This is a genomic window from Acinetobacter baumannii (assembly GCF_009759685.1).
Taxonomy (GTDB): Bacteria; Pseudomonadota; Gammaproteobacteria; order Pseudomonadales; family Moraxellaceae; genus Acinetobacter; species Acinetobacter baumannii.
Genome location: NZ_CP046654.1, coordinates 2268599 through 2286780, shown reverse-complemented (window position 1 = coordinate 2286780; position 18182 = coordinate 2268599). Strand labels below are relative to the sequence as shown.

General features: G+C 35.8%; 10 protein-coding genes and 1 CRISPR repeat array. Of the genes, 7 read left to right on the top strand and 3 right to left on the bottom strand.

The features are described 5' to 3' along the window. Positions 1–118: 118 nt before the first annotated feature. Positions 119–3355 (bottom strand): type I-F CRISPR-associated helicase Cas3f, encoded by a 3237-nt coding sequence (cas3f, locus tag GO593_RS10855; protein ID WP_000558149.1) that lies wholly within the window; start codon positions 3353–3355, stop codon positions 119–121. Between the two features lie 605 nt (positions 3356–3960). Between cas3f and GO593_RS10850 the strand changes: the two genes are divergently transcribed. The 7 genes from GO593_RS10850 (at position 3961) to GO593_RS19370 (ending at position 12836) form a co-directional block, all read left to right on the top strand. Continuing rightward, the gene (locus GO593_RS10850) at positions 3961–4179 is read left to right on the top strand and encodes a hypothetical protein (RefSeq protein ID WP_001984286.1); all 219 of its coding nucleotides are present in this window, start codon (positions 3961–3963) and stop codon (positions 4177–4179) included. A 175-nt stretch (positions 4180–4354) separates the two neighbouring features. Then, positions 4355–5521, top strand: a complete 1167-nt coding sequence (locus tag GO593_RS10845; RefSeq protein WP_001114925.1) for a hypothetical protein — start codon at positions 4355–4357, stop codon at positions 5519–5521. Beyond that, positions 5518–6402, top strand: coding sequence for a type I-F CRISPR-associated protein Csy2 (gene csy2 / locus GO593_RS10840; protein ID WP_000092766.1), 885 nt, complete (start codon positions 5518–5520; stop codon positions 6400–6402). Before GO593_RS10845 ends, csy2 begins: the two co-directional genes overlap by 4 nt. Positions 6403–6431: 29 nt before the next feature. After that, a complete protein-coding gene (gene csy3 / locus GO593_RS10835; protein ID WP_000151792.1) occupies positions 6432–7493 on the top strand; it encodes a type I-F CRISPR-associated protein Csy3 in 1062 nt (353 codons plus the stop codon). 2 nt (positions 7494–7495) lie between these two features. Beyond that, the gene (locus GO593_RS10830; protein ID WP_000339854.1) at positions 7496–8104 is read left to right on the top strand and encodes a type I-F CRISPR-associated endoribonuclease Cas6/Csy4; all 609 of its coding nucleotides are present in this window, start codon (positions 7496–7498) and stop codon (positions 8102–8104) included. An 11-nt stretch (positions 8105–8115) separates the two neighbouring features. Next, the gene (cas1f, locus tag GO593_RS10825; RefSeq protein WP_000080845.1) at positions 8116–9069 is read left to right on the top strand and encodes a type I-F CRISPR-associated endonuclease Cas1f; all 954 of its coding nucleotides are present in this window, start codon (positions 8116–8118) and stop codon (positions 9067–9069) included. 97 nt (positions 9070–9166) lie between these two features. Beyond that, positions 9167–11886: direct repeats of the CRISPR family, unit length 28 nt; unit sequence GTTCTTCATCGCATAGATGATTTAGAAA. 821 nt (positions 11887–12707) lie between these two features. Then, on the top strand, positions 12708–12836 hold the full coding sequence (locus GO593_RS19370; RefSeq protein WP_262385337.1) for a hypothetical protein: 129 nt from the start codon (positions 12708–12710) through the stop codon (positions 12834–12836). 2500 nt (positions 12837–15336) lie between these two features. Here the strand turns inward: GO593_RS19370 and GO593_RS10820 are convergent. Continuing rightward, positions 15337–16542, bottom strand: a complete 1206-nt coding sequence (locus tag GO593_RS10820) for a hypothetical protein (protein ID WP_001985968.1) — start codon at positions 16540–16542, stop codon at positions 15337–15339. 2 nt (positions 16543–16544) lie between these two features. Next, a complete protein-coding gene (locus GO593_RS10815; RefSeq protein ID WP_000027065.1) occupies positions 16545–17591 on the bottom strand; it encodes a nucleoid-associated protein in 1047 nt (348 codons plus the stop codon). Positions 17592–18182 lie beyond the last annotated feature (591 nt).

Sequence of the window (18182 nt, the reverse complement as noted above, 5' to 3'; positions counted from 1 at the left end):
AATTCTAAGGAAGAAACAGCGATACTATAAAAAATAAAATTAGCTGCGATGGAAGGCTACTCTAAGTCGATATAAAAATTAAGCTTCTGTTGCGTACGAGAACCTTATTTTTAGTAATCTATTTTTGCATCACGCCAAAGCCATAATCATAAGACCAAGTAGGCACTTCATCTCTATTGTAAGGTGTTAAAGATATACGGCAGCCTTGCTCATTGGCAATTTGGTACTCATAACAGTAATCTTTCATTTGTTGTGGATCGAGAGCTAACCATGCTTGTGGCTTAGCAGGAATTTCTTCGAACTTCACTAGATCCCATACCAAACCATATTTTGGATATTTTAAAGTTTTAGTCGCTTTTTCATCAAAACCATAAACTTGTTTTTTAACAATCAAGCTATTAGTCCACTCAAACATATAGGTTTCTTGATAGTTACGTTCTCGTAAAGGCGTTAAATTATAAATATTCTCTGTCATGATACTTGCATCTACATCCGACCGAGAAAATAACTGCTCCCCTTGATCATTAAAATAATTTTGGCAAAAATCTCCTATTTGTTGATCATCATGTTTTGCAAATAAACAATTTACTTGATCAAAACGCAAACGGGCATTAATGACTAATTGAGATTGATGATCCCATGGTAAAAGCTCTTTTAAATCTTGAGATGAATAAGTTGATGTTACAGATAAACCATATCCTTCATAACCAGGGTATACAAATACAGGTCGACGCTGCTTACTTTGCTGCTTAAGTTTTTCAATATCACGTTGTTCACAATAACGATAATTCCACTGGGGAATCATAATATTGGGTTGTTGTACTTTTTCTAACCGGTGACGATTAACTCGGCCTGCTGTTTGTACAATTGATTGTACACTTGATGCATCAATAATAGCCCAATCAAAATCATGATCTCGCCCAACTTCTTCCACTGGTGTTGCAATTACAATAAATGGAATATTTAAGGAGCTAGATTTCTGAATGAGGTTAATAATTTCATCATCTTGTTCGATCTGCTCATTACCCGTTTTTCTTTTCTTGCCGTCTTTATGACGTGTTAAAAGCTGATCTAAACGTTGCTCTTTATAAAATCTTGAAATAAGCCAGTCGTTTGCATGATAACAAGCTATTTTTGCCTCAGGTAAATGATCTGATAAAAATTGGGCAAGTCGAATTGCATGTTTAATATTGGCAACCCGTATAAGCCCCAAAGAAATTTTTTTTTCAGTCTTTTTAAAATTCCATGCATGCTCTTGATGAAGTTGCTTCACTGCTTCTAATACTGACTGTTTCCACGATAAAACTGTAGTTTCAGGTAATGAAAGCAACTGAGCCAGTCGATGAGTAGGCTTAGAGAGTAAGTGAACTTGTAAATTATCTAAATGCTTTTGGTAGTTGGTATTAAATTCTGATTTTTGACTTGATCGTTCTAACCAAACCTGTGGTTTAAGCTCATTATCAATAATCGCAATGATTGATTTTTTCTCGGTACCATAAAGGGCTGCCCGCATTTGCATACCCGACTCAAAAGCCCGATGAATTGTTTTGGCAACTGTAAGTGATAAGGTTGCCGACGAACAAATAACGTTTCGACCATACATTGCAGCTAACTGAACTAAACGTAAAACAGCGATCAATGCTTTAGGTTCATAGCCATCAACTTCATCTAAAATCAAGTCGCTACTCACCACTCTAAGTAATGCTTTAACGTGATGTCCTTGTCTATGTGGTTCACCCGCTGCAATCAGATAATCAATGGTTGAAACTAATAATGGCGAAGCAAGGATTGTAGTTTCCTTTTGATCTAAAACTTTATGTCCATTTTTTTCAACCGTAAATAATGGATGTAACCACTCAGGTAAATCACAGTCCTCACCCCAAGCATCAAAAATAGGTTCTGGATGATTTTCATCTTCATCAACAAACTCAATTTTCTCTTTACTTTGATCGAATAAAGTCTGGGTAACCGTATCTCCAATAATTACGGCGATTTCATCTTCCGATAGATTCATCGACGTTTTAAGTGCATGCCCAGTCTGCAAAGTTAAAGAACGCAAATTAAGCGCAATCGCTAGTCTTGGATCATCTGGTCGTAAAGTACAAGCGGCGCGCAAATTCATGCGGGTTTTACCACTTCCAGTCCCTGCAATATTGAATACCAACGCTGGTGTTTCAGGATGCTTCTGTATATTTTTTTGCAATGCATTTGCTGCAATATTTTGCCATTGGAAACGTGGGTGAGTTGTTGGCTGACAAATATATTCAACTGTTTGTTCAGATAGGCCAGATAAACTCAAATCAGTCATCATTTGAACTGCAATGCGTGAAGCCCGATCTCCGACTTGGTGTAAATGCCATTCTAGTGGTTGATCTTGTAATTTGGCTTTTTTGTCTTGGTCTATAGTTTTAAGCTTTGTATTTGCAAATAACGATACATTTTCAGGTTTTTGCAAAGAATATTGTTGTGCTGAGACAATATGATCGGCATGAATCAGAGCTGCTCGCGAATGCAGTGCTAAAGCTTTCCAATATAAAAGCTGGTCTATTTTTTGTTTTGGTATTAATGCAGTTAAACGCTGCATACGTTTTTGATGACTTTTAAAAATAGAGTCTGCCAACTCACCTGCACAGCTCATTTGTTCAAGGCTTGGAACCAATGTCCGGACATGATTTTCATAGTGAGGTAAGGCTAATGGATCATTTTTTAAAGCTTCTTCCACCCCTAACAATCCATGATGCGTAACAACCAAATAATCGACTGCTTCTAATTCGTTTTGGATTCCCTGTTCAATTTCATGTCGATCACCTAAAGTAAATTTCTCTAAACCTTTACCTAAATTCTTCCAAGCAAGCTGCCAGTCCCATCCATTTTTTCTGAGTTGTTGTAATAGTTTTAAAGACAACCATTCATGTCGAATGTCATCTCTAATTTTTTGTCCCCCCATTTCTGGACTTAATTTTTTCTGAAAATGTTGGGATGCCTTACCAATATCATGCATGTCCCCTGCTGCACCCGCCAACAAGCTACTTGCTTTGACCCATTCATCTAGCATCAATAACTTTTGCTGTTTCTTGGTCGATGCAACTGGATATGCACCGTCATGGGCAAATTTATGTTTTGCTCCTACAACCCATGCAAGCTTCATTCTTCGCACACCAAAATTAATGTAAGCGGCCACCGCAGTTTGTCGGGTGGCTACTTTTTTTAATGAACTACGGATTTCTTTTAAGCCGTCCATTGTCATTGGTGCTTGCCAAGATGAATGTCCTGTACGAATAGCATAGCTATCCAAAATCGCTCGAGTTTTCTTTAAAGCTCTTTTTTCACAAGCCGAGATGAGAATGACATGCATAATTTATTGTTAAAGTTTAAATATCATAAAAATATAATCTTTTGTTTTAAAAAGAGAAAGTTTTAATAAAAAGATATAATCTTAGAGCGACATCTTATGTCGTTTTAAAAGTATATTTTAGCTTATCTGTACTTAACAAATAGTTGCAGGTGGTTGCAGTCATTTCTGTATAATCTTTTTTGTTCACTACTGTATAAGTAGTTGAGAAATTAATTCTTAGAGTCCAATTCTTAGAATGATTATTTGCCATCGTTTAGATGGATTACGAACTTTAAAAAAAACACCTTAATACTGAGGTGTCATTTCTTGCTTACATTAAAAATTCAACCCTTAATACTTAGAGCCCGTTTATTACTTTAATTTTTAAAAATAAAAAATTGACATTTTAAAACTATTAAACAATACTCACAATGTAAATGGTCATAAAAAAAGCAGATATTCGGCCTGAGAAACTTCATATCTGCTTTTGTCCGTTTCCAAAGCTCTATAACTTAAAGAAGGACTATCCAAATGATAGCACAACATTTCAAACTTTTGTCTCATCCTGCTATACAGCGAGGCGTAGATCTACCTTCAATCCTTATGATCTGGGGAGGGTAAGAACTATGTCTAAATTCATTATCAATCAAAATGTCCAAGCAAATGGCGATTATGAAGTTCACAACCTAACAACAGGTTGCTCATTCATGCCATATCCTCAAAATAGAGTAGATTTAGGTGAGCATTTGAATTGCTTTAGCGCAGTTTTAGCAGCAAAACGAAGATGGCCTAACGCTCGAATTAATGGATGTTATTACTGCTGTAATGCATGTCATACCAGCTAGGACTCTATTTAAAGCCGATATTTATGAATAATGTCGGCTTTACTTAAATTAATTACCAATCACTTTAATATTCAAAACACTTGGCGTCAATTTATGACGTCAAGTGTTTCTCCAACACTTTCATTTTTCAAATAATGTGTTAAAAATTGGCTAGATAACAAAAACGGGGAAGATAATGCCTGAACCACAAGCAGATATTTTTATAAACGCTTTAGAAGAATCGGTACACTTTAGTTTAAAGACGATTAATTCCAATATTGAAAAAGGTGGGATTCGTTTAAGTAAACGGCAAGCACTTGATTTACCCTATCTTAGTGCTCGAACCTTATTAAATGAAGACTTCCTTATTCCAACCGATTATCAGGCAAATGCAGGTAAAACGGCTTCTATTTTTAAAGTCGTAAAAGCAGCCATGATTAATGATGATATCAGTTCAGAAGAAGCTGAGTTTCAACAACAAGTGGAACAGCTCAAGCCATCCATTTCATCTATTTTTAATGAGCCGTATCAAGCCGGTACAGAAAACATTGATATACGTATGCGCCAGCTTTTAATTCCCAAAAATGGTGAATACGTTTCAGTTAGCCCACTTACTGCTGCTGGCGTAAATTATCTGGTGAACCAAGAAGTTGATGCTGTAAATGAATTACGCAAAGAAAAAGACAGTGAATTTAACCGCATTCAAACTGCTGTTTTTGGCATAGGTGGAGCCAATCCACAAAATGTGGGAAGCCTCGTTCGTTCAATGCAACGCCCTATTACAGTGGATGCTCCTCAAGCAAGTGAAAAAGTACGCCAAGCATTAGCGATTTTCTATAACGGATTTACGATACGTCTATCCCGCAAAATAAAACTGCTTAATGGAACTAAACGGGCAAAAGAAGCAATTAAAGAGTGGTCAGAAATTTTAAATCGCCAACTTATTATCACCGCGACGAATACCATTCAAAATTGGCATGACCTCGAGATTTTCGCTCCCTCTACCAATCGGGATGTTCGAGATCAGGAAGTTATTTTCCTGAATATCCTTGCTAAAGATGTATTAAGACAGGCGACTTTTCAAAAAAATATTTTAGAAGAGGCTGAATCAATTTTACCAAGTATGGAAGAAATTGAGCGTCCTTCATTCTGGGTTCATCCGAGCCTTTCGTTTGTTTTACAAGGTTTGATTGACCCAGAACTACGAGATGATCACTGGAGAATAAAGTTCTCAGATTATCTTGCTAGAAAAATCACCAATGAAACCTTTGATATAGAAATAAATAATGAAACTGTAACGATTAGCCTAGATAGCAATTCAGAAGGTTATATCACCCGCCGCTTACGGGAGATTATTCGATGAGTCGTTATGTCGTTATTCCTCGTATGCGAGTACAAAATGCAAATATGCAAACTAATGGCTTCTTATTAGGTGGTGTGCCTTTGTTTGCAGCCAATATGTTTGCACATCATTTGGCAAGACAATTAGGCACTCAAGAAGAAGGCATTATTTATATTCATCATGACCAACAGCGTTTAGGTGGACAAGCCTATGGCCGCTTTACGCCTGCTCAACGTCGTGGTGCCGTGTTTATTGGTAAAAAGGACTATTCTTCTAAAAATAAATACGCGTTGTCTTTACAACCAACCGCATCTTGTCATTTAGAGTTTAGCCTTGTTATCAAATTTTCTAGCTCTCGGATTAGTCCAGAAAAACTAACAAACATACTTAAATGTAGCCGTTTTGCTGGTGGACAAATTATCGAGTTTTTAGAAATTACGACACATTCTGAAAATGAACTAGAAACAGCCCTAAAGAAAATCAAAACTGGATTTGCCATTTTAGATCGACAAGATTTGCTTATTGAATATCAGCAACGTAAACAAATTAATCGAGTTCAGGCATTTACCCAACTGTTGGCGTTAAAAGCAGATGCACTTAGAGCTTTCTTTAATGACCAAAATTTAAGTTGGATATCGGCAACTAATTTGGGTTATGCCCTACTTGAGCCACTCACAGACCAACGAGCTGGTATTCGCCAAGCACAAGATCAGGAAAATACAGCACACGCCTATGCAGAACCGCTTACCGGCATTATTCAGTATTTTTCTTTAGGTGAGATTCTAAGGAGAAATACTGAGGCTGAGGATGACACTTGGCATAACTTGCAAAAATTATTGTGGACCTACCACTGGCCGCAAGACGACATTTTTCTTTTAAAACAAAATTGCATCAATGCATAACTCGCTTTTAAACATAAGGAATTTTTCACATGACAATTTTTAAGAAATTACCGGGCAGCCTTTCTTTACAACGCGGTACAGTGGTGAGTGATGGGGCTTTTTTTAATTTATTTGAAGATGGTAAACAAGAGCCGTTACATGTGATGTATCACGGAATTCGAGGGACTCAAAACGTAGCAGGTAATAAAGAAAAAGGTGCTGCAACAGGCAACTCTCTTGCTCGTGAAGTCACCAATATTCAGCTTACCGAATCTGCGAAATTACAACCTAAAGCTAAACTTTTGGTGAAATGGGACTTTCGTTTTATTGACTTGAGCTATGTACTGTTTGCAAGTGCGTCTAAAGCTGGTGCTGACAAAACCGAAGAATATAATTTCCGCCAAGCGTTCTTAAATTTTGTAAATCGTGCCAAAGAAAGCGATGGACTAAAAGAAGTTGTGCGTCGTTATGTACGTAATATCGTGAATGGTCGCTGGTTATGGCGTAACCGTATTGTTGCTGAAAGCATTACCATTCAAGTGACTGCTCAAGACTACCCTGAAATATTTAGCTTTGATGCTCTTTCTTATAACCTTAAAAGTTTTGATCAACCGTCTGAACAAGAACAAAAACTAGCAGAAATTTTATTAAAAGGAATTACAGGTGAATCCACAAGTGCAGCACTACATATTGAAGCGATTGTTGACTTCGGAATGGGTGGTGTAGAAGTTTTCCCTTCTCAAAATTACTTAGAAGATAAACCAAAAGGTTTCTCTCGATCTCTGTATCAATTAACACCGAAAAAACCAGACCACCAAGCAAACGACAACCAATATCTGGGGCAAGCTGCTTTACGTGACCAAAAAATTGGAAATGCTCTAAGAACAATTGATACCTGGTATCCATTGTTTAAAGAAAACGATGAGAAACCAATTGCGGTAGAGCCTAACGGTGCAAACCTAGAAGGTCAGATTTTCTATCGCGTAGGTAAAGACAAAGTTTCTGCATTCGATATTTTAAAAGAAATTGATGAGCTTGATCCAAACAGCGAAAAAGGTATGTTCCTAATTGCCTGTTTAATTCGTGGTGGCGTGTACTCCGAGGGTGAATAATCATGGATGCCAATTACTATCTGGATATCCGTGTTCTTGAGTCATCAGACGATACGGATTTAAAACTTGGTCATATTCGTAATCAAATTTACACCGTCATTCATGGTGCTTTTCGGAAACTGCCTGCGCATTACGCTCTTGCACTAGAGATATCTGATAAATTGAAAGCGAAGCAGGAACAATTTGAAAAAAAACATGGTCGTTCGGCTAAACCTAACTTTGATATTTTGCGAATTTTTGCTGAAAAACAGGATGAGTTAGATGAGTTAATCGAGGCAATTAAAGGACACTGGAAAATTCGCGACTATACCGTTTTAGGTGCCGCAATTCCTGTTCCTACTGCCAAAATTTCTGGTTGGAAAAGTTATCGAAAGTTTCGTATTCCAACTCTGAAATCTGAACGTACTAAGCTTTCCCACCAAAATGAACCTTTAAGAGATAGACGCTTAAAAACGGCCAAAGGAATGCCCTTCTTTCAGGTGGTCAGTAGTACAGGTCATGGTTTTACAGTCATTATTGATGTTCAGGAGAGTGAAAACGCGGGATACGGGCTGCCAGATAGCTATGGGCTTGCCCGTAAGGAAAGTCCTTTTGCCCTACCCGTCTTTTAAGGAAATATAATATGAGTCAACTCCGTCAAGAACGCAGCCGCCCACTTATGCTTTCAAAGCGTGCCTGCGTATTTTACCTAGAAAAAGTTCGTGTCGTTTTAAAAGATGATCGAATTGTTTACTTGACGGAGAACTCACAACCTGTGGAATATTTTTATAATATTCCAGAGAAAAACACCGCCTTTTTACTACTTGGCAAAGGCAGCTCATTAACAGATGCGGCTGCCAGACGTTTAGCGGAATCTAATGTCATGGTTGGGTTTTGCGGTTCCGGCGGTTCCCCTTTATTTTCATCATTAGATTTAACATTTTTAGCGCCCCAAAGTGAATATCGCCCCACTGAATATATGCAAATCTGGATGAGAGCATGGTTAGAAGATGACGCACGCTTACTCATGGCAAAAATATTATTACTTGAACGTATTGCCCTCGTATCACAATCATGGAAAAAGAATTTTGATTTGATTCAATCTGGTATTTATATTGATGAAAATGCTTTAAACACATTCAAACAAGATATTGATCGCTCCGAAAATCTACAGGAATTACTTGCAGCCGAGGGACGTTGGGCTAAAACGTTATACAAACAACTTGCTAAAGGCTTTGGAGTTGAATTTATTCGTGATGAAGGAAAAAACTCTCAAGACTCTATTGCGGATATAGCCAACAGCTACCTTGATCATGGAAACTATATTGCCTATGGCTATGCAGCAGTTGCTTTAAATGGAATGGGAATTAGTTTTGCCCTCCCTATTTTGCACGGTAAAACACGTCGTGGAGGTCTAGTCTTTGACCTAGCGGACCTAGTTAAAGATGCTTTTGTTATGCCAGTCGCTTTTACATGTGCAGCAAAAGGATTAAATCAAAAAGAATTCCGAATGCAGCTTATTGAAACATGCCAAGACCAAGATATTTTAGATTACATGTTTAGCTTCATTACTGACATATGTAGTAAAATCAAATAAAATCATACATTTAACCCAAATACCTTATAACGAAGTATTTTCACTCATTAAAAACTTATATAATTGATTTTAAGAGTTTTGTTTTAACTTAACTCTAGTTCTTCATCGCATAGATGATTTAGAAAGTAACGCTGGTACTCTGTACGTTCTACGTTAAGTTCTTCATCGCATAGATGATTTAGAAAATCAAGAGAAGTTTTATAGTGTTCGTGTATCTGTTCTTCATCGCATAGATGATTTAGAAAATTCACTGGATTACGTTCTAAGCCTTCCTGAAGTTCTTCATCGCATAGATGATTTAGAAAAATAAGCCTTATGAGGTAGATACTTCAAAAATGTTCTTCATCGCATAGATGATTTAGAAAAACTCGGTCACAAGGCGTAGTCTACGGTTTTTGTTCTTCATCGCATAGATGATTTAGAAAGTATCGATACGCCAATGAAGCTATCAGAGTTCGTTCTTCATCGCATAGATGATTTAGAAATCAATTGGAACGATATCAGGCTAATAACTACGGTTCTTCATCGCATAGATGATTTAGAAAGGTACAAGCCATCACATGTATCTGCTAGTTCAGTTCTTCATCGCATAGATGATTTAGAAAAACACATGCCAGATGGTTCAAATGGTTCTTCATCGCATAGATGATTTAGAAAGTATCGATACGCCAATGAAGCTATCAGAGTTCGTTCTTCATCGCATAGATGATTTAGAAAAGTAGGAAGCTCTACATCTAGTTTTAAATAGGGTTCTTCATCGCATAGATGATTTAGAAATATGAGTGAGGGAGTAGCAAATGTCTGAACAAGTTCTTCATCGCATAGATGATTTAGAAAAAGAAAGCTGAGCAATTGCCTGCTTTGCCTATGTTCTTCATCGCATAGATGATTTAGAAAAATCCCATTAAAGAAATCATTTTGGTCTTGGAGTTCTTCATCGCATAGATGATTTAGAAAAAGATCAGAGGCACCAAGCAATGCAGACTCCCGTTCTTCATCGCATAGATGATTTAGAAATTTACCCTTGCCATGCTTGCCAGAATTAGAATGTTCTTCATCGCATAGATGATTTAGAAATACCACCCATTGAACGTTAGCCATATGAGCAAGTTCTTCATCGCATAGATGATTTAGAAATTCCATGCTTCACATAGAAATTCATTGCAAGTGTTCTTCATCGCATAGATGATTTAGAAATACTGCTTCCCAAGTCAGTAAAATGATTGTTAGTTCTTCATCGCATAGATGATTTAGAAAACAGTAGTATCATTTCAATCGAGTAACGTTGAGTTCTTCATCGCATAGATGATTTAGAAAAAAAAGACCCAAAGAAATTCGCTCGTTTCTTTGTTCTTCATCGCATAGATGATTTAGAAATACACGGCGATCTTGTTTAATAGTCTGAGTTTGTTCTTCATCGCATAGATGATTTAGAAACAATACAAACATTTGACTGCACATCTGGAACAGTTCTTCATCGCATAGATGATTTAGAAATAGAAAGCTTGGAAAACAAAGGTGACTGTAATGTTCTTCATCGCATAGATGATTTAGAAAAGAAACATCTGTTATTTTTATTGATGAGGTACGTTCTTCATCGCATAGATGATTTAGAAAACCCTTTGGATTGAAGACTCTGCTTTTGCTGCGTTCTTCATCGCATAGATGATTTAGAAAATTCACCAGCCTCGGCTAGACTTGATGCTCCTGTTCTTCATCGCATAGATGATTTAGAAAAAGCAAAATTCAAAAGAATTACCCCAGCCAAGGTTCTTCATCGCATAGATGATTTAGAAATTGGTGTGCCTGCGCCCACTCAAGCCATGATTGTTCTTCATCGCATAGATGATTTAGAAATTTAACCGAGATCAAGAAGTAATTGCTTGGGCGTTCTTCATCGCATAGATGATTTAGAAATACAATACGACGTGATAATGCAACTAAAGCCCGTTCTTCATCGCATAGATGATTTAGAAAACGGTAAAATTAAGTTACCTGCTAAACTTGTGGTTCTTCATCGCATAGATGATTTAGAAAAATCAAAGCCTTAATCGCTAAATCAACTGCTAGTTCTTCATCGCACAGATGATTTAGAAATTTTGTTTATACGGTTAATAAATCAGTACAATGTTCTTCATCGCATAGATGATTTAGAAAATTACACAGGCATGGCAATGAAAGTGTTCTTTGTTCTTCATCGCATAGATGATTTAGAAACCTCGTGGAAAAACTTAAAAGCCATCTTCGTAGTTCTTCATCGCATAGATGATTTAGAAATTCATCTAAATGTTTTTGACGTTCAGCTTCAGGTTCTTCATCGCATAGATGATTTAGAAATAGACAGCTCATTTAATCCGGGTGAGAAACAGGTTCTTCATCGCATAGATGATTTAGAAATAGATAATGTTGAATGGGTTGAAACTACCTACGTTCTTCATCGCATAGATGATTTAGAAAAGTTCAGCATTCCCCTTCGGGGTCAACGTCCAGTTCTTCATCGCATAGATGATTTAGAAAATTACCCCTCCTTACTTTCTGCTTTAACTTCTGTTCTTCATCGCATAGATGATTTAGAAAAAAACACCAAGCCATAAAATTAATTACAGCAAGTTCTTCATCGCATAGATGATTTAGAAATGTTTTGCTAATTTATCAATATCGATTTTCACGTTACTCATCGCATAGATGATTTAGAAAACAGGGGTCAAGTTCAGAAGATTTACGTTACAGTTGCTCATCGCCCAGATGATTTAGAAAGGTATTAGTGCGAATTGGCTTTTAGCCCACGCGTTCCTCATCGCGTAGATGATTTAGAAATTAAATGCTCAACTATTTCTGTAGCTAATGGAGTTGCTCATTGCAAGATGATTTAGAAATTCAAATGATTTAATGAGCTTGTAGCCATTTTGTTGCTCATCGCTTAGATGATTTAGAAAACGTCTTCTAATGATGGACTTTAATCCAATATATTGATCATCGCTCAGATGATTTAGAAAATCTCACTGAAGATATGACCATCACTTTCTTCGTCGCTCATCGCCCAGATGATTTAGAAAAAGCCATTTACTTTGATAAAGCGTCACATAGCGTTCTTCATCGCATAGATGATTTAGAAATAGGAAATTCTATCGGCCCAGCATCTACAAATGTTCTTCATCGCATAGATGATTTAGAAAAAGAGACACATCGTTAATAATCTCTTGTGCGGGTTCTTCATCGCATAGATGATTTAGAAAATGAGCAAATTATCAATTGATCTATCTGCAAGGTTCTTCATCGCCCAGATGATTTAGAAATAGACGGTGTTACCTGTAGGCGGTGTCTACTGGTTTCTCATCGCCTAGATGATTTAGAAAATCGTTTGAATAATATGGACAATCCAGCCAATGTTCGTCATCGCTCAGATGATTTAGAAAGCAGCATCAAACGAGATATTGGCTAACATATTGTTGTTCATCACCCAGATGATTTAGCAACAAATAGTTTTAGCTATCTGAGCATTTAATTTGTTCGTCATCGCCTAGATGATTTAGAAATTCATCACGTAGCCTTTTACACGCATCTTGCGGTTCTTCATCGCATAGATGACTTAGAAATGTACGCTGAGTATTGATATTGACATTCAGGGCATTCAGAATTTGGCGCTCGTTCGTCATCGCACAGATGATTTAGGAAACCAGTTTGCTGAAAATCACCAATACGGTCTTGTTTCTCATCGTCCAGATGATTTAGAAAGATTCTATGAGCGTGACCATGACTCTATTTAAGTTGCTCATCGCCTAGATGATTTAGAAAATTATCCAGATAAAACCATATCTACAAAGTGGGTTCGTCATCGCATAGATGATTTAGAAAGATCATCTACAGTGATTGAATAAACGGTTTTTGTTGCTCATCGTGTAGATGATTTAGAAACAACGACGACGCCGTGTGTTTGTTATCGGAAGGTTGCTCATTGCTCAGATGATTTAGAAACAAGTAGGATTTGCAGCCCCAATAGTCTTTATGTTCGTCATTGCACAAATGATTTAATAATTTGAATCTTAAAAAGAAAAAACCCCGAAACTTACGTTTCAGGGCTTTTTCGAATCTTGGTGGGATGGCGTCAATTGAACTGATAAAACAAATAATTGTTTTTTAAAGTTAATTTCAATTCAAAAAATAACAGTGTACACAATAGTGTACAAATTATTTGTTACTAGGGCATTTCTCTGAGTTTAGTTGTCATGCTGGGTGACGAACTCAGGAGTTAAAAACACTCCTTTTAGTGGATCGGATTATGAGGCTCGTTATTTGGCTTCAATAAATTTATTGAGCGCAAAACCATATTTGGTGATTGGATTTTAAATCTTGAATTAACTTAGCCGTTCAAGTGGCTGATTAAGTAGCTTGGTCGCGTTTTAAGTGTGAGCAAGTTATAAAAATCACGAAATACTTTCGATTGCAGATACGTGCATCCAGTCGCGTGTACATTGCCGAAGTTGAGGATTTAGATGGTGGGGGGTATCCCTATGTTCAGGTTATTTGCAGAAGTAAACCGCCCGAATAATCGCACTGTAGTTCTATTGGGATTTTAAGCCTTAAAACCATATTTGAAGCATCCCTCTCGCGCGCGCGTGTTTGTTGCAAAACGCGATTTTGCGCTTTGTTGAATACCGTTGCTCAATTTTGAGCTTTGCTTTTAAAACATGGATTAGCCAACGCAATTTTGCGCTCACCTTTGGTTTTAAATGTTAATCCGGCATTGGACGCACCTAAAACCCGATAAAACCTTATCATTTCTTATCATTTGCTCTTAATAAAACGTAATCTTTTATCTAGGTAGCTACTACGAATTTCTCGTAGTAAGGCACTGTATTTAAAACGTGGAATTGTTTTTTAACTTTCGCCAGTGATGAAGCTTTATAGACATGTTTCCCTTGATGTACCTTGATGAAATGAGATTCCTTAAAATAGCGATAAACCTTGTTGTATATAGCTTCAAGGCCATTTTAATGGTCTTTCTACTGGTGTCCTATCAAGGATAGCTGAATAAACGTTGTAAAGAATAATTTAAGGCCGTTTTGTTTTACGTAGTTTTACGAAATCAATTTCATTAAATTCCTGTATGCCTTGCTATGACTGGCATAGATGGCATTTTTCATAAATACGCCGTAAAGCAAAAATTAATTAGATGAAATAAGCCATTCACGTTGATGGAATAGAAAACTATCCATGTTTTTAGGCATGTTTTTTAATTGATTACTGGGGAATATTGCATGCCCCTAGAACGACAAATCCGCTTTACTTGTTGGACGTAGTTGGACAAAACAAGGTTCTATTTGAATCGCTATACTCCCTATATAGCTTAGATTTGAGTTGGTTTTTTAAGGGCTTTTTAGTTTGCCTTGTCCAACAAGATTTAAGGCTATTTTGTGATACGTAATGCTATAGATTAAGAGATATAGAAATCTCCCTATTAGATTTCAAATCTATAAGGGTGAATTTCCGATTCAACAATCTAAATTTGTTATACGTAGTTATACGGATTTACCTTGACGTACCTTGACGAAATATCACTTTTAAAACTTTACTAAAATTGACTGTGCTTCATTATTGATAAGGCCTTTAGCTGAATAGGCAGGCTGTTTTAAATATCGGTCTGTCAAGGTAAATTGCTTGTATCTTGTATAACAAGATTTAATCTCTTTTTTCCTATCTTGCTGTACGTAGCTGTACGGATTTACTTGGACGTACTTGGACAAAACTTCATTTTATAGCCCTCTCTAAAATCCCCTTGATGCTCGGTCTATAAGGCTTTCCACTAAATTTGGATGTGGTTTAAAACATAAAGTTGTCCAAGTAAATTGCACCTGTCTTGTACAACAAAATACATGGCTATTTTTACTATTATTTTTAGACGGATTGGTGGAAATGGCACACAACTTGAAGCAATTTAAAATGTGGCCAAGTTTTGCTAGACGTAGCTAGACGAAATCATTTTTTAGGTTGACAGAACGGGGATTTATCAAAATTAGCTAAAGCCTTGCTATACATGGGTTTGATTGAAATTTAAAGTCTAATTACTACCAAAGGCCGTCTATCTAAATTTAAATAGCCACACTTTTTATCGCTAAAATTGTCACTTGTTTACACTTTAAAAGTGGCATTTAGAGGGAAAATTCTAGTTTCACAATCTGGTTACATCATATTTTAATTTTCAAATAGTGGATTTCTCTTTTTATAAATACTGATCTATAAAAAAGCCCTTTCAGGGCTTTTTTATTTCTAGAGAATACTACTTTGATAAAAAAGGTATGCCGTATACACACCTAATGCAACACAAATAATAATCGCCACATAAATGTAAGACATTACTCTATCGAACTTATCATTTACTTCACCTTTTATTTTTCTAATTTCTGCATCTACATCTTCAAATTTTTTTTCTAATTCATCAAAAATATCTAAATACTCTTCTTTCACTTGATTAAGTGTATTACGTTGCCCATGTACATTAAGAATCATAATAAATATCATTGATAAAACGGTCATTAATACAATGAAGTTTTTGGTATATATAAAACTACTAATAGTTTTCATGGTAGTCATTTGGGCTGTAGCGAACCAAATACCTGCTGGTATTGCAAACATTTTTGTAGCGACAGAATCGAAAGTATCATTCAATTTTTTGATGTATTCAGTTTTCTTTTCTTTATACTCTTTTCTCACCTTATCAAAGGTATAATCCTCTACATAGCTTTGATAACTATGATTGATATTCGTAATCAAGGGATTCAAGTTACGAATAAGATAGCTAAATCTAACATCTTCAATTTCGTCTTTAACAAAAGACGTTAATTCTTTGCACATCAGATTAATAATAGCCTCTCGGTGCATATCTTGATGTTTGAACTTACCTAAGCTTTTAGTATCAATCGGATAATTTAAATCATCTTCACAAGCTTTAATTTTAAACTTATAACTACGATTATAAAAAATACAATCTTTGTCTGCATTAGACTCCTCAGACAAAAATTTAATGAATGAATATAGTTCACCCATGGCAAGATAATTTTTATATTTACTATCACTAGAGTCAATATCAAAATAATCTTCGACATCTGTTAAAAAAATTTTCTTTATAGGATTCTTTATATAATGTTCGTATTTAAGAACTGTATTCCAGCTATCACAAACAATGAAATCGTGTCCCAAATTAATATTAGTTTTATTTAATTTAACTTCAAAAATGTATTTACTATTAAATTGACTGCTTTGAATTCTCTCTAAATCTACGCCTGATCCACGTTGCTTCCCTTCAACTTTTACATCAAGGCTGCCAGCAGCCAATGAGTATGCATTTAAAGCTTTTAGAGAAGCAAGTTTGTCTGCATCTAGTTCCATCCAGCTTACAAATTGGTCACAACTTTCCTGTCTGTCTTGCATAGACAGAAAGATGTCACGATAAATTTGTACTGGATTCATAGTCATTTCTATTCATCTGAATTGCTTGCTGTTGTAGCTGCTTTAAGTTCTGCTACCAAACTATCCGACAGTAATGAGCTGTCGATCTTGAGTATATCATTTTCAAATTTAATTTTATCGTTCAGCAAAGCTTTTGCAAAAGTAATTGAAAGGTCCTTTCGGCTACTACTAAATTTCTTAAATCCCTTTAATTCTGTTTTACTTATTTGCAAAATTCCTGACAAATTATGCCCTTCGCTTGCATATTCAAAAAACTCATTACTATCAGCAGGAAAAACATGTTTTGCTACATTCGACAAAACAACATCGTCACCTTTGGTTATACAATCATTAATATATGAGTGGGCTAAAGCAAGATAGTCATCTGCAGCAGTTTGGGATAGTTTAAGTTTCTCAGTAGCAAAGGATTCAATAGCTTCTTTTAATTTCTTTGTTTCTTCATTTGCAGCTTGTTTATCGACTTCACAACCAATAAATTTTTGAAAATAATCAGTTACCTGTTCTGACTGACCATTTTTAAAACGAATATATCGTTCCGAAAACTCATCACGCCACTCTGTAATATTGATTGTTGCACCCAAATGCAATTTATCTAGATCCAGAATTTCTTTGGCAATAAAATTAAGATCAGGATTAATGTCAGTCGCATTCGATTTATTAATTACAGCAACTGCTAACTTGGTATGTTCATCACCTTTAAACTCAAAAAAAACAAGAAAACCACCAGTAATACTTTTATTTTCAACAAGAAAAGTTTTAAAGTATTCTGCCAACTCTCTTGTCATTTCAACAAAGTCTAGACAATTTTCACCAGAATAAAAATTATCTAACCCTTGTTCAAAGGCTGGTTTCTTTTCTGTATCATTCCCAATAGAAAACTGTCCTACCATTAAACTAGAACTAGAAAAAAGTTTTAATAATTTTGCTGCTAATTCACCATTTAATGATCTTAAATCATTCTCTGTATCTTTGATCTTAGCAATTAATGTTTCTGTACTTTTTTTTTCTTCTTTAACGCGTCGAATTTCGTGAACAATAATATGTTGGATAGACATGATACATCTCTAGAGTAAATAATTAGATTCAGTGAAAGTTCTTTAAATCAATAGATGGAATAACCCCCCTACCCTATAGGGAATTCAGCCATAGGTATTACATGCTTTAATAGAAACTCGATATATCTTTAGATGTTCAACCATTCATGAGCCCCCTCATATGTTTGATCTTAAATAATTCTTATAAGGCCTCTTTAAAGGAGTACTCCAATATTCTTCAGAAGCTATAAAGCCCATTCACTAGGGCTAAATAAGGTTTAACACTATAAGAGTGTTAACTTTTTATCCTATTGTATTCACTTGTGAATATATTTCAATTAGTGAATACAAAAATATGAACTAATATGCACCAATATGGTCTAATAAAAATAATCCAAACAATTGCAATACATCCGCCCGAATCTCTGTTACCTCTCGAACTATGCCATTTTTAGTCTTTCCACTTCCCAGTACACAATGAACCCTCAATATATGCCTTACTGCCATTCTTGAGATATTTGCTAAACGTCCGTTGCTGCTGATTCTGTGCCATTAAAGTTATCTCTTTTTGTTATACATGGTCATACAAAATTAAAAAATGAATGGAAAAAT